12 protein-coding genes are annotated in these 12,530 nt (G+C 64.9%); 6 read left to right on the forward strand and 6 right to left on the reverse strand.

Annotated features, from left to right (window positions below; all coding sequences use genetic code 11):
* The first annotated feature begins 119 nt into the window (after positions 1-119).
* Both H7A76_RS02435 and H7A76_RS02440 read left to right on the forward strand, forming a co-directional pair.
* On the forward strand, positions 120-791 hold the full coding sequence (locus H7A76_RS02435; protein WP_185697033.1) for a TetR/AcrR family transcriptional regulator: 672 nt from the start codon (positions 120-122) through the stop codon (positions 789-791).
* A gap of 36 nt (positions 792-827) precedes the next feature.
* The gene (locus tag H7A76_RS02440) at positions 828-1,682 is read left to right on the forward strand and encodes a sulfurtransferase (RefSeq protein WP_185697034.1); all 855 of its coding nucleotides are present in this window, start codon (positions 828-830) and stop codon (positions 1,680-1,682) included.
* Positions 1,683-1,765: 83 nt separating this feature from the next.
* Here H7A76_RS02440 and H7A76_RS02445 read toward each other — a convergent pair whose 3' ends face one another.
* The 5 genes from H7A76_RS02445 to H7A76_RS02465 form a co-directional block, all read right to left on the reverse strand.
* A complete protein-coding gene (locus H7A76_RS02445; RefSeq protein ID WP_185697035.1) occupies positions 1,766-2,599 on the reverse strand; it encodes an AraC family transcriptional regulator in 834 nt (277 codons plus the stop codon).
* Positions 2,592-3,593, reverse strand: a complete 1,002-nt coding sequence (locus H7A76_RS02450; RefSeq protein WP_185697036.1) for a hydrolase — start codon at positions 3,591-3,593, stop codon at positions 2,592-2,594. The genes H7A76_RS02445 and H7A76_RS02450 overlap by 8 nt, the downstream gene beginning before the upstream one ends.
* 63 nt (positions 3,594-3,656) lie before the next feature.
* The gene (gene rsmD / locus H7A76_RS02455) at positions 3,657-4,277 is read right to left on the reverse strand and encodes a 16S rRNA (guanine(966)-N(2))-methyltransferase RsmD (RefSeq protein ID WP_185697037.1); all 621 of its coding nucleotides are present in this window, start codon (positions 4,275-4,277) and stop codon (positions 3,657-3,659) included.
* On the reverse strand, positions 4,277-5,767 hold the full coding sequence (locus H7A76_RS02460) for a M16 family metallopeptidase (RefSeq protein ID WP_185697038.1): 1,491 nt from the start codon (positions 5,765-5,767) through the stop codon (positions 4,277-4,279). Before H7A76_RS02460 ends, rsmD begins: the two co-directional genes overlap by 1 nt.
* Positions 5,760-7,115 carry a M16 family metallopeptidase gene (locus tag H7A76_RS02465; RefSeq protein WP_185697039.1) on the reverse strand — a complete coding sequence of 452 codons (1,356 nt, stop codon included), beginning with the start codon at positions 7,113-7,115 and terminating at the stop codon, positions 5,760-5,762. Before H7A76_RS02465 ends, H7A76_RS02460 begins: the two co-directional genes overlap by 8 nt.
* A gap of 428 nt (positions 7,116-7,543) precedes the next feature.
* On the opposite strand from H7A76_RS02465, the gene ftsY reads away from it, so the two are divergent.
* The 4 genes from ftsY to rpoH all read left to right on the forward strand — a co-directional run bounded on the left by ftsY (position 7,544) and on the right by rpoH (position 11,707).
* Positions 7,544-9,052, forward strand: a complete 1,509-nt coding sequence (gene ftsY, locus H7A76_RS02470) for a signal recognition particle-docking protein FtsY (protein ID WP_185697040.1) — start codon at positions 7,544-7,546, stop codon at positions 9,050-9,052.
* Positions 9,049-9,720: a cell division ATP-binding protein FtsE gene (gene ftsE, locus H7A76_RS02475; protein ID WP_022641638.1), complete on the forward strand. Its 672-nt coding sequence runs from the start codon at positions 9,049-9,051 to the stop codon at positions 9,718-9,720. The genes ftsY and ftsE overlap by 4 nt, the downstream gene beginning before the upstream one ends.
* A complete protein-coding gene (ftsX, locus tag H7A76_RS02480; RefSeq protein ID WP_185697041.1) occupies positions 9,717-10,739 on the forward strand; it encodes a permease-like cell division protein FtsX in 1,023 nt (340 codons plus the stop codon). The genes ftsE and ftsX overlap by 4 nt, the downstream gene beginning before the upstream one ends.
* Positions 10,740-10,852: 113 nt before the next feature.
* A complete protein-coding gene (gene rpoH / locus H7A76_RS02485; protein ID WP_185697042.1) occupies positions 10,853-11,707 on the forward strand; it encodes an RNA polymerase sigma factor RpoH in 855 nt (284 codons plus the stop codon).
* A gap of 67 nt (positions 11,708-11,774) precedes the next feature.
* On the opposite strand, the gene mtgA is transcribed toward rpoH, so the two are convergent.
* The gene (gene mtgA, locus H7A76_RS02490) at positions 11,775-12,497 is read right to left on the reverse strand and encodes a monofunctional biosynthetic peptidoglycan transglycosylase (RefSeq protein ID WP_085594448.1); all 723 of its coding nucleotides are present in this window, start codon (positions 12,495-12,497) and stop codon (positions 11,775-11,777) included.
* Positions 12,498-12,530 lie beyond the last annotated feature (33 nt).

Raw genomic sequence — 12,530 nt, forward strand, 5'->3', positions numbered from 1 at the left:
GCTAGTTTTTTAGAGCTTATACTCTAGATTGTCAATTGCTCCTCCCATGCCGCTCTCGATTTATCCCCAGGGGGATAGGTCGTAAACTGCCCCCAGTCTTCCGAATAAAGCCCGTATCCATGGCCCCACGTATAAAAACCCGCGAGCGCATCGTCCAGTTCAGCCTCGAACTCTTCAACCAGCAGGGCGAACGCAACGTCAGCACCAACCATATTGCGGCGCATATGGAAATCTCCCCGGGCAACCTGTACTACCACTTCCCCAACAAGCAGGCGATCATCGCCGTGCTCTTCGCCGAATACGAAAGCCTGGTGGACAGCTTCCTGCGCCCACCGCCCGGGCGCGCGGTCACGGTGGAGGACAAGCGCTATTACCTGCAGGCCCTGCTGGCGGCCATGTGGCGCTACCGCTTCCTGCACCGCGACCTGGAGCACCTGTTGGACAGCGATCCCGACCTGGCGGCGCGCTACCGGCGTTTCTCCCAGCGCTGCCTGATCCAGGGCATGGCTATCTACGGGCGTTTCGTCGATGCCGGGATCATCGCCATGGACAGGGTGCAGATCGAATCCCTGACCCTCAATGCCTGGATCATCCTCACCTCCTGGGTGCGGTTCCTGTGCACCACCCGCGAGAACTCCACCCACCTGAGTGAAGAAGCGATCAAGCGTGGCGTCTACCAGGTGCTGGTCCTGGAAGCCGGCTTCGTCACCGAGCAGGCGCGGGACGAGGTCAACAAACTGTTCGAAGAGTTTTACGTGCCCCTGGCCCAAGCCCTGGAAGAAGTGCAGTAGGATCGAGCCTTCGACACGTATTCACAGGAGCCCGCTATGCCCCTCGCGCAATTGATCAGCCCGCTAGCCCTGGACCAGAAGAGACAGCAGCCCGGCCTGGTGATTCTGGATTGTCGCTTTGCCCTGGAAGACCCGGACTACGGGCAACGCAGCTATGCCGAGGGGCACTTGGCCGGGGCGCACTTCGCCGACCTGAACCGGGACTTGAGCGGACCCGTGGTCAAGGGCGCGACCGGCCGGCACCCGTTGCCGGACCCGGCCCGGCTGGTGGAGCGCTTGCAAGCCTGGGGGATCGATAACGACAGCCAGATCGTGCTGTATGACGATGGCCCCGGCGCTTATGCCGCCCGCGCCTGGTGGCTGCTGGCCTGGCTGGGCAAGCGTGAAGGCGTGTTCATCCTCGATGGCGGCCTCAAGGCCTGGCATGCCGCGGGCCTGCCCCTGAGCCTGGATCCGCCGCCCGCCGTCCTCGGCCACTTCAGCGGCCAGCCGGACCCGCACCTGCTGCTGGACGCGGCGCACTTGCAACAGCGCCTGGGCCAGCCGGACCTGACCCTGCTGGACGCCCGGGCCCTGCCGCGTTTTCGTGGCGAAGTGGAACCTATGGATCCGGTGGCCGGGCACATTCCCGGCGCGCAGTGCGCGGCGTTCACCGACAACCTGGGCAGTGATGGGCGTTTCCTGCCGGCCGAGCAGCTCAAGCAACGCTTTGCCGAAAAACTCGCCGGGCGTTCACCGGAGCAGTTGGTGGCCTATTGCGGTTCGGGCGTGACGGCCTGTCATAACCTGTTCGCCCTGTGCCTGGCCGGGTACCCCCTGGCCCGCCTGTATGCCGGCTCCTGGAGCGAGTGGATCACCGATTCCCAGCGGCCTGTGGCCAAGGGCGACTGAGCCGTTGTGGCGGGCCTGGCAGCCCCAGGCCGCGCTTCACCTCCACCAGGCCCAAGCCTGGCCTTTACGCGAGCATGCCGGGTTCAGGGTGCCTGCAAGGCGCTGCGGTAGGCCGCCGGGGCTACCCCATAGACCTGCTTGAACTGCCGGTTCAGATGGCTCTGGTCGGCGAACCCCAGTTGGGTCGCCACCTCCAGCGGCAGGCAGCCGTCGCGCAGCAGGGCCCGGGCCTTGGCGATGCGCTGCTGCATCAGCCAGGTGTGAGGCGGAATCCCGGTGGCGCGGCGGAATACCCGGGCAAAGTGAAATGGCGACAGGTTCACCGCCGCCGCCAGCTCCTCCAGCGAGGGCGGTTCAGCCAACCGGCTACGCAGCAATTCCTTGGCTTGCACTATGGCCCGATGTTCCTGCCCGGGTTCGCGGGGCGCCTTGACCTTGGCGTGGCGTTGCAGCAGCAGGAGCAGCATGTCCCGCCACAGGGTCTGTTGTTGAAGGGCGGTGGCCGGGCTTTCCAGCAGGTGATGCAGATGACTGAAACCCGTGACCAGATCCGGGTCGCGGTACAGCGTCGCGCCGAAGGCTGGCAAGGTGCCACTGGGTAGCTCCAGCTCGTCCAGCAGCCCCAGCACCTGTCGGTTGTCCGGGTAGAAGGCCCGGTACAGCCAGCCGTCCTCGGTGCCCTTGGCCCCGGTGTGCAGTTCATCGGGGTTGATCAGCACCAGGGTGCCGCTGCCCGCCAGGTGTTCGGCGCCCCGATAGCGGTAGCGCTGGGCGCCGGCCATGATCATGCCGATCACGAAGCCATCATGCACATGGGGTACGAAGCGGTGCTCGATGTAGCGCGCGGACAGCAACTCGACTCCGGTCAGGGGCGCGCTTTGCCAGAAGTGAATCGACTCCCGGGACGACTTATCCATGGCGTCCCAGGCCTGCCAGCCACTGGGGAATCCGGCGCTCCAGATAGTAGCCGGGACGCTTGAGGGTGCCGTCGACGAACCCCACGTGGCCGCCCTTGGCCTGCAGCTCGAAGCGGGTGCTGGTCGACAGTTCGCTGGCTTCGGGCAGGCTGTGGGGGAACACGAATGGGTCGTCGGCGGCCTGGATGATCAGGGTCGGCGTGCGGATTTCCCCGAGGAAATAGCGGCTGGAGGCGCGCCGGTAATAGTCCTGGGCATCGGCAAAGCCATGCAGCGGCGCGGTGACCCGGCCATCGAAGTCCCAGAAGGTGCGCATCCGCGTCAGCGGGCCCAACTGCGCCAGGGTCGCCAGGCCTTCATGGCGGCCGTCGTGCTGGAACTGGCGCTGCTTGTCCTTGATGTAGGCCAGCATCTGGCGCATGAAGTGCGCCTGGTAGATCCGCGAAAACCCCTGGCCGATGCGATCGGCACACTGGTCCAGGCGAAATGGCACCGACACCGCGGTGGCGCCTTGCAGGAAACTGGCGCTACCGGTTTCCCCCAGGTACTTGAGCAGCACGTTGCCACCCAGGGAGTAACCCACGGCGTATAGCGGTGCCTGGGGGCGCTTGGCCCGCAGGTGGGCGATGGCTGCGGCCAGGTCTTCGCTGGCGCCGGAGTGATAGCTGCGTGGCAGCAGGTTGGGCTCGCCGGAGCAGCCACGCCAGTTCAGCGCCGCACTGGCCCAGCCCTGCGCCGCCAGGGCTTGCTGCAGGCCGGCCACATAGTGCGAGCTGGAGGAGCCGGTCAGTCCATGCAACACCAGCACCAGCGGTGCCTCGGCGCTATGGGGGCCGTGCCAGTCCAGGTCGAGGAAGTCGCCATCGTCCAGCCACAGGCGTTCGCGCTGGTGCTGTAGCGCGGTGGCCGGACGCCACAGCGGGCCCCACAGGGTCTGCAGGTGCGGATTGCCTAGGCCGAAGGCGGGGATGAAGCGATCTGGCGAGTCGGGCACGGGGAGTATCTCGATGCAGCGGTACGCGGCCCGGCCGGGCCGCGTACCTTGTTCCGGCCGGCGTTAGCCAGCGTTGTCTGCCATACGTTGCCACAAGGCGTAATACACCTGCCCGGATTTTTGTTCACGGTGCAGGCGCCAGCGCATCGGCAGGCCCAGGGAGGAAGGGGCGGCCTCGCTTTCGGTGTAGATCCAGGCGTCGTCCGCCAGCCAGCCGCGCTCTTCCAGCAGGGCGCAGGCGGTGGGTAGCAGGTCCTGGTGGAAGGGCGGGTCGAGGAACGCCAGGTCGAAGGCGCTCGCCGGCTGGGTCTCCAGGTAGCGCAGGGCGTCGGCGGTCTGCACTTGAGCGACGGTGCAGCGCAGGGTGCCCAGATGCTCGCGCAGGCTGGATACCGCGACGCTGCTGTTGTCCAGGGCCAGGCCGCTGGCGGCGCCACGGGACAGGGCCTCGAGAAATACCGCGCCACTGCCGGCGAACAGGTCGATCACCTTGGCCCCGGGCACGTAGGGCGCGAGCCAGTTGAACAGGGTCTCGCGCACCCGGTCCGGGGTCGGGCGCAATCCCGGCAGGTCGGGGAAGCTCAGCTTGCGGCTGCGCCACTCGCCGCCAATGATGCGCAGCTGGCCCACGCCGTTGTGTGGGTTGTGGGCGGGTTTCTTGGTGGGACGGGCTGGACGGGCCATCAGTGCTCCGGAACCCCGAGCGGCTGCTCGGCGGGTTTGTCAGTAGGGGGTGGTAGCGGCTTCTGGGCGACGGTCGGGCCGGCGCTGACGATCACCATCTTGTCGACGCTCAAATGTTTGTTCATGGCGGCCTTGACCTGCTCCACGGTCAGCGCCTGGGATTGGCGCATGAAGTCTTCCAGGTAGCTCAACGGCAGATTGTAGAAGCCCATGGCGCCCAGCTGGCCGACGATATCGGCGTTGCTGGCGGTGGACAGCGGGAAGCTGCCGGCCAGTTCGCGCTTGGCATCGTCCAGTTCCTTCTGGGTCGGGCCGTTCTTCAGGTACTCGGCGAACACGTCCTGCACCAGCTTGAGGGTGCCTTCGCTCATTTCGGCGCGGGTCTGCAAGTTGATCATGAACGGGCCACGAACCTGCATCGGGGTGAACCCGGAATAGACGCCGTAGGTCAGGCCGCGTTTTTCCCGGACTTCGCTCATCAGCCGGGTGCCGAAACCGCCGCCGCCAAGGATCTGGTTGCCCAGGGAGACCGCAGCGTAGTCCGGGTCGTCACGGTCGATCCCCAGTTGCGCCAGCAGCAGGTTGGTCTGGGTCGAAGGGAACTCGATATGGCCGATGCTCGCCTTGGGCTCGCTGGGTTGGGCGATCTTGGCCAGGGCCGGGCCCTTGGGCAGGGCGGCGGAGACTTGGGCGGCAATCGCCTCGGCATCGCTGCGCGAGAGATCGCCGACCAGCGCGATCACCACGTTGCCGGCCGCGTAGGCCTTGGCGTGGAAGGCCTTGAGCTGGGCCAGGCTGATGGCCGGGATGCTCTGGGCATTGCCGTCGCTGGCGTGGCCATAGGGGTGGGCCCCGTACAGGCGCTTCATCAGCTCCAGGCTGGCCAGCTTGCCGGGGTTCTGCTTCTGGTACTCGAAGCCGGCGAGCATCTGGTTCTTGATCCGTGCCAGGGAGTCGGCCGGGAAGGTCGGCTTGCCCACCACCTGGGCGAACAGCTTGAGGGCCGGCTCGCGCTTGGCGGTGGCGCTCAGGCTGCGCAGCGAGGCCACGGCCATGTCCTTGTAGGCACCGTTGCCGAAGTCCGCGCCCAGGCCTTCGAAGCCACGGGCGATGGCGCCGACGTCCTGGCCGGCCACGCCTTCGTTGAGCATGGCGTTGGTCAGCAGGGCCAGGCCCGGGGCGTCGCCGTCCTGGCTGCTGCCGGCGGAAAAGGTCAGGCGCATGTCGAACATCGGCAATTCACGGGCTTCGACGAACAATACCTTGGCGCCTTCGGCGGTGTTCCAGGTCTGCACATTGAGGTTGCGGTGGCCGGGGGCCTTGCCGTCCAGTTCGGCCAGGGACTGCAGCTTCTGGCTGCTCTTGGCGTTGTCCAGGGCCTGGCTGGCGTTGCTTTCGCCGGAGCGCGACAGGTACAGGCCGCCGGCGGTGATCAGCGCCACCAGCGCGGCACCCAGCAGGATCGGCGAAGCATTCTTGCGCTTAGTCATGGGCGGACTCCTCAGGCAGTACGTGGGCCACGCTCATACGTTCCCGGGTGAAATAGGTGCGTGCAGCCTTCTGGATATCTTCCGGGGTGACGCTTTGCAGCTCGGCAAGCTCGGTGTCCATCAGCTTCCACGACAGCCCGACGGTTTCCAGCTGGCCGATGGCGGTGGCCTGGCTCGTGATCGAGTCGCGTTCGTAGACCAGGCCGGCGATCACCTGGGCGCGCACGCGCTCCAGTTCCTCGGCGGAAGGCGGGGTGGTCTTCAACTGGTCCAGCAGGCGCCACAACCCGGCTTCGGCCTGGGCGATGGTTTTCTTCTTCTGGCTGTTGGGGGTGGCCGACAGCATGAACAGACTGTCGCCGCGGGTGTAGGCGTCGTAATTGGAGGAACCGCCGGACAGCAGCTCTTCGCCGCGCTCCAGCTGGGTCGGGATGCGCGCGCTGTAGCCGCCGTCCAGCAAGGCCGAGGCCAGGCGCAGGGCGTTGACCGCGCGCTTGTCTTCGGCGGTGGCGATGCTCGGGACGTTGAAGGCCAGCATCAGGCTTGGCAGCTGGGTCTTCACGTGCAGGGTGATCAGGCGCTCGCCGGGCTCGGCCAGTTCCATGGGGATCTTCGCCGGCGGCACGTCACGCTTGGGAATCGCGCCGAAGTAGCGCTGGGCCAGGGCCTTGACCTCGTCCGGGGTGACGTCGCCGACCACTACCAGGGTGGCGTTGTTGGGCACATACCAGGACTGGTACCAGTGACGCAGCTCCTCGACCTTCATCCGGTTCAGGTCGGCCATCCAGCCAATGGTCGGCGTGTGGTAGCCGCTGGCGGGGTAGGCCATGGCCTTGAAGCGCTCGTAGGCCTTGGACATGGGCTTGTCGTCGGTGCGCAGGCGGCGCTCTTCCTTGATCACCTCGATCTCGCGACTGAACTCGTCGGCCGGCAGGCGCAGGCTGGCCATGCGGTCGGCCTCCAGCTCCAGGGCCACACCCAGGCGGTCACGGGCCAGCACCTGGTAGTAGGCGGTGAAGTCGTCGCTGGTGAAGGCGTTCTCTTCGGCGCCCAGGTCCCGCAGGATCAACGAGGCTTCGCCGGGGCCGACCTTCTCGCTGCCCTTGAACATCATGTGTTCCAGAGCGTGGGACAGGCCGGTCTGGCCCGGGGTTTCGTAGCTGGAGCCGACCTTGTACCAGACCTGGGAGACCACCACCGGGGCACGATGATCTTCGCGGACCACGACCTTCAGGCCGTTGTCGAGGGTGAATTCGTGGGTGGGTTGCGGATCGGCAGCCAGGGCTGCAAAAGGCAGACAAACTGTGCTGAGCAGCAGGCCTGCGGCGCGGCGGGCTAGAGCATTCATTCGTTTTTTAACCTGTTGGGCTGCCCGCCGGATAACGGCCTGCGGGCGAGAGGTTGGGGCGTGTCGTCGTTCATTGCCAGGCCGGGCGCTGTGGGTGGCCACGCGGTACTGGTAATGAGGGGTGACACGCCCTAGGATACTGATCCGTTTTACTGGCGGCCACGCCTATCAGGTTCTCGCGGGTCGGCGATAACTTGATCGGGTTGTATGAGTTACCGGCAATAATCCTTGATTTATCAGCTAAAATTCGACGTTTCGCCGATTTTGCCACTCCAGTCCTTTAGTAAAATCGATCCTTGAGGTGCTTCCGAGCATTTCGACAGTATGTTGCGCGTGAACAAGCTGGATGAAACATAGTCTGTTCTGCATCGAAAATTTATTTACCGAGGCGCCTGCTGGCGCATCGCTACCTTGAGATAGCCGTCTCCATGTTTGGTTCCAACGACGACAAAAAGACTCCAGCCGCGGCTGGCGAGAAGAAAGGCCTGTTCGGGTGGCTGCGCAAGAAGCCGCAGGAACCCGTCGTCCAGCCGCCACCCGTGCCGGCCGAGCCGGTAGCGGCTCCAGTCATCGAGCCGGCGCCGAGTGTCGCCCCGGTCGAGCCGGTGGCCGCGCCGCTCGCCGAATCGCTGGCGCAACCCCAGGCCCAGCCGCATTCGTCCGCGCCGGCCGCCCCCGACCTGCCCCTGACGCCGAACCCAGAGCACAAACCCTGGCTGACCTTGCCGGTGGCCGAGGAGCCCGTGGCGCTGGTGGAGGACGTCCAGGCCGAGCATGTGACGCCGGCGATTCCGGCCGTGGCTCCGGCACCTGAGACCGTGGCCGAGGCCCCGGTGGCCGCTCCTGTGGTTGAGGTCCAGGCGCCTGTTGCCCCGGTGTTCGTCGCGCCCGAGCCTGTTGCTCCTGCTCCTGCTCCTGCTCCTGCTCCTGCTCCTGCTCCTGCTCCTGCTCCTGTCGCGGAGCCGGTAGCGGCCGTCGAGCCGGTTCGTCCCAACGAGGAGAGCAAGGTCGGTTTCTTCGCCCGCCTCAAGCAAGGCCTGTCCAAGACCAGCGCCAGCATCGGCGAGGGCATGGCCAGCCTGTTCCTGGGCAAGAAAGCCATCGACGACGAACTGCTCGAGGACCTGGAGACCCGCCTGCTGACCGCCGACGTCGGGGTCGAGGCCACTTCGGTGATCATCCAGAACCTGACCCAGAAGGTGGCGCGCAAGCAGCTCACCGACTCCGACGCGCTGTACGCCTCGCTGCAAGCCGAGCTGGCGAGCATGCTCAAGCCGGTGGAGCAGCCGCTGAAAGTCGTGGCGCAGAACAAGCCGTTCGTGATCCTGGTGGTCGGCGTCAACGGCGCCGGCAAGACCACCACCATCGGCAAGCTGGCCAAGAAGCTACAGCTGGAAGGCAAGAAGGTCATGCTGGCCGCTGGCGACACCTTCCGCGCCGCGGCGGTGGAGCAGTTGCAGGTCTGGGGCGAGCGCAACAAGATCCCGGTGATCGCCCAGCACACGGGCGCCGACTCGGCCTCGGTGATCTTCGACGCCGTGCAGGCCGCCAAGGCCCGTGGCATCGACGTGCTGATCGCCGATACGGCGGGGCGCCTGCACACCAAGGACAACCTGATGGAAGAACTGAAGAAGGTTCGTCGGGTTATCGGCAAGCTGGATGCCGACGCACCCCATGAGGTGCTGCTGGTGCTGGACGCCGGTACTGGCCAGAACGCCATCAACCAGGCCAAGCAGTTCAACCAGACCGTGGAGCTGACTGGCCTGGCCCTGACCAAGCTCGATGGCACCGCCAAGGGCGGGGTGATCTTCGCCCTGGCCAAGCAGTTCGGCCTGCCGATCCGCTACATCGGCGTCGGCGAAGGCATCGACGACTTGCGCACCTTTGAAGCAGAACCCTTTGTCCAGGCACTGTTTGCCGAGCGGGAGCGTTCATGATTCGTTTCGAACAGGTCGGTAAGCGCTATCCCAATGGTCACGTTGGCCTGCATGAGCTGAGCTTTCGCGTCCGGCGCGGCGAATTCCTGTTCGTCACCGGCCATTCCGGCGCCGGTAAAAGCACCCTGCTGCGCCTGCTGCTGGCCATGGAGCGTCCGACCTCGGGCAAACTGCTGCTGGCCGGCCAGGACCTGGGGCAGATCAGCAATGCGCAGATCCCGTTCCTGCGCCGGCAGATCGGCGTGGTGTTCCAGAACCACCAGCTGCTGTTCGATCGTACGGTCTTCAACAACGTGGCCCTGCCGCTGCAGATCCTCGGCCTGTCCAAGGCCGAGATCGCCAAGCGCGTGGACTCGGCCCTGGAACGCGTGGCCCTGTCGGACAAGGCCGAGCTCTACCCGGGCGACCTGTCCACCGGCCAGCAGCAGCGGGTCGGCATCGCTCGCGCCATCGTCCACCGTCCGGCCTTGCTGCTGGCGGATGAACCCACCGGTAACCTCGACCCGCGTCTTGCGGCGGAAATCATGGGCGTATTCGAAGATATCAACCGTCTGGGCACCAGCGTGCTGATCGCCAGCCACGACCTGGCCCTGATTGCCCGCATGCGCCATCGCATGCTGACCCTGCAACGTGGCCGCCTGATCGGCGATGGGGAGGCCGGCGTATGAGTGCCACCCGTACCCCTAAAGTGGCGGAGCGCGTGGCGCCCAAGGCCTCCGAGGCACCGCCGCCGAAGAAAAAACGCGACGAAGACGATGGTCCCGACTTCGGTACCTTGCTGCACGCCTGGATCGAAAGCCATCGCGCCAGTCTGCTGGACAGCCTGCGGCGCCTGGGCAAGCAGCCGATCGGCAGTTTCTTCACTTGCCTGGTGATGGCCGTGGCCTTGAGCCTGCCCATGGGCCTGTCGCTGCTGCTCAACAACATCGAGCGCCTGGGCGGCTCCTGGCAGCGGGCGGCGCAGATCTCGCTGTACCTGGATCTGGGGGCATCGGCCAACGAGGGCGAGAGCCTCAGCGAGCAGATCAAGGGCCTGCCGGGCGTGGCGGATGCCGAATTCATCAGCAAGGAAAAGGCCCTGGAAGAGTTCCAGCAGCAATCCGGGCTGGGCGAGGCCTTGCGCGAGCTGCCGCATAACCCGCTGCCGGGCGTGGTCCTGGTCACGCCGCAGGAAGTGGACAAGACCACCCTGGAGGCCCTGCGCCAGCGCCTGGCGGAAATGCCCAAGGTGCAGTTGGCCCAGCTGGACCTGGTCTGGGTCGAGCGATTGGCGGCGATCCTCAAGCTGGGCGATCGTTTTGTCTTCGGCCTGACGGTGCTGCTGGTCTCTGCATTACTTTTGGTGATAGGCAATACCATTCGTCTTCATATTGAAAACCGCCGCACGGAGATCGAAGTGATTAAACTCGTCGGCGGCACAGACAGCTACGTGCGACGTCCTTTCCTTTATATGGGCGCGTTGTATGGCTTCGGCGCGGGGATCTTGTCCTGGGGTGTCCTGGCCTTCGGCCTGGACTGGTTGAACGATGCGGTGGTGGGCCTGGCAGGCCTCTACGGCAGCGATTTCGCCCTGGCGGGGGTACCTGTCGCCGACGGTCTGTCGCTCTTGCTAGGGGCGGTGCTGTTGGGTTATATCGGTGCGTGGATTGCGGTGGCCCGTCACCTGAGGGAGCTGGCACCGAAGTAGTGTCTTTTTGCTTGTATTGACCTTTCAGCGTTCATGGGAACTTGTTTAGCGGTTTCCGGTCAATTTTCGCAGTGCTGAACTGCACGAGTTATGTGAGTCGGAGGTTTTTTCGTATGACCACTTCTTTGCAACCTGCTTACGCATTGGTTCCAGGCGCAAACCTGGAGGCCTATGTGCATACGGTGAACAGCATTCCATTGCTGACGCCGGAGCAGGAGCGTGAACTGGCCGAGAGTCTCTACTATGAGCAGGATCTTGAGGCAGCTCGGCAGATGGTGCTTGCCCACCTGCGTTTTGTCGTACATATCGCCCGCAGCTATTCCGGCTACGGGCTGGCCCAGGCCGACCTGATCCAGGAAGGCAACGTCGGCCTGATGAAAGCCGTGAAGCGCTTCAACCCCGAGATGGGCGTGCGCCTGGTGTCCTTTGCCGTGCACTGGATCAAGGCGGAAATCCACGAGTTCATCCTGCGCAACTGGCGGATCGTCAAGGTCGCGACCACCAAGGCCCAGCGAAAGCTGTTCTTCAACCTGCGCAGCCAGAAGAAGCGCCTGGCCTGGCTGAACAACGAGGAAGTCCATCGCGTGGCGGAAAGCCTCGGCGTTGAGCCGCGTGAAGTGCGTGAGATGGAAAGTCGCCTGACCGGCCAGGACATGGCCTTCGACCCGGCTGTCGAAGCCGATGACGACAGCGCTTTCCAGTCGCCGGCCAACTACCTGGAAGATCACCGCTACGATCCAGCGTTGCAGCTGGAAGACGCTGACTGGAGCGACAACTCCACCAGCAACCTGCATGAAGCGTTGCAAGTGCTGGACGAGCGTAGCCGCGACATCCTCTACCAGCGCTGGCTGGCCGAAGAGAAGGCCACGCTGCATGACCTGGCGCAGAAGTACAACGTTTCCGCCGAGCGGATCCGCCAGCTGGAAAAGAGCGCGATGAACAAACTGAAGCTGTCCATTGCCGCCTAAGCGCCAGCCAGGCCACAAACCAGACGCCCCGAGATGATCGGGGCGTTTTTGTTTGTGCCTTGATGTTCTACTCGGCCCAGGGCGCCCGGCGTGATTCGTCCAGGCGATTGAGGTAGTCGGCCCCGCCCAGTTGGCTCATCTGCCGTCGGATCCAACCGGCACGCTGGAGCACGTAGGTACTGGGGCGAGCCGCGCTCCAGACCCGGGGGTTGGGCAGGACCGCCGCCAGCAGGCTGGCTTGCTGGCGACTGAGATTGGCGGCGCTGACGCCGAAGTGATGGCGTGCGGCGGCTTCGGCGCCGAACACGCCTTCGTCCCACTCTGCACTGTTGAGATAGACCTCGAGAATTCGCTGCTTCGGCCAGAGCACCTCGATCAGGGCGGTGAACCAGGCTTCCAGGCCCTTGCGCAAGTAACTGCGGCCGGACCACAAGAACAGGTTCTTCGACACTTGCTGGCTCAAGGTGCTGGCGCCGCGGATCTTGCCGCCGCGTTCGTTGTAGGCCAGGGCTGCCTGGATGGCATCGAAGTCGAAACCCCAGTGCTCGGGGAATTTCTGGTCTTCGCTGGCGATCACCGCGACCTTGAGGTTATCGGAGATCTCGTCCCAGGGTTTCCAGCTGCGCTGCAGGTCGATGGGGTCGCCGTCGACCCAGGATTCGATCTTGCGCTCCACCATCAAGGCCGTGCCTGGCGGCGGTATGAAGCGCAATAGCAGCACCAGCGCGATACTGCCGACGACGAACCACTTCAAGGCTTTTACCAGACGACGAAACAGATAACGCAGCATAGAGATGGCTTGGCCGAACCGTTTGAGCGCGCC

This window comes from Pseudomonas sp. MSSRFD41 (genome assembly GCF_014230245.1).
Lineage (GTDB): Bacteria > Pseudomonadota > Gammaproteobacteria > Pseudomonadales > Pseudomonadaceae > Aquipseudomonas > Aquipseudomonas piscis.

Bases quoted from the DNA above. Each gene is read 5' to 3' on its own strand.
- H7A76_RS02460 (WP_185697038.1), bottom strand. From the start codon at position 5,767: ATGACTAAGCGCAAGAATGCTTCGCCGATCCTGCTGGGTGCCGCGCTG.
- ftsX (WP_185697041.1), top strand. From the start codon at position 9,717: ATGAGTGCCACCCGTACCCCTAAAGTGGCGGAGCGCGTGGCGCCCAAG.
- rsmD (WP_185697037.1), bottom strand. From the start codon at position 4,277: ATGGCCCGTCCAGCCCGTCCCACCAAGAAACCCGCCCACAACCCACAC.
- H7A76_RS02445 (WP_185697035.1), bottom strand. From the start codon at position 2,599: ATGGATAAGTCGTCCCGGGAGTCGATTCACTTCTGGCAAAGCGCGCCC.
- mtgA (WP_085594448.1), bottom strand. From the start codon at position 12,497: ATGCTGCGTTATCTGTTTCGTCGTCTGGTAAAAGCCTTGAAGTGGTTC.
- ftsY (WP_185697040.1), top strand. From the start codon at position 7,544: ATGTTTGGTTCCAACGACGACAAAAAGACTCCAGCCGCGGCTGGCGAG.
- rpoH (WP_185697042.1), top strand. From the start codon at position 10,853: ATGACCACTTCTTTGCAACCTGCTTACGCATTGGTTCCAGGCGCAAAC.
- H7A76_RS02435 (WP_185697033.1), top strand. From the start codon at position 120: ATGGCCCCACGTATAAAAACCCGCGAGCGCATCGTCCAGTTCAGCCTC.
- ftsE (WP_022641638.1), top strand. From the start codon at position 9,049: ATGATTCGTTTCGAACAGGTCGGTAAGCGCTATCCCAATGGTCACGTT.
- H7A76_RS02465 (WP_185697039.1), bottom strand. From the start codon at position 7,115: ATGAATGCTCTAGCCCGCCGCGCCGCAGGCCTGCTGCTCAGCACAGTT.
- H7A76_RS02440 (WP_185697034.1), top strand. From the start codon at position 828: ATGCCCCTCGCGCAATTGATCAGCCCGCTAGCCCTGGACCAGAAGAGA.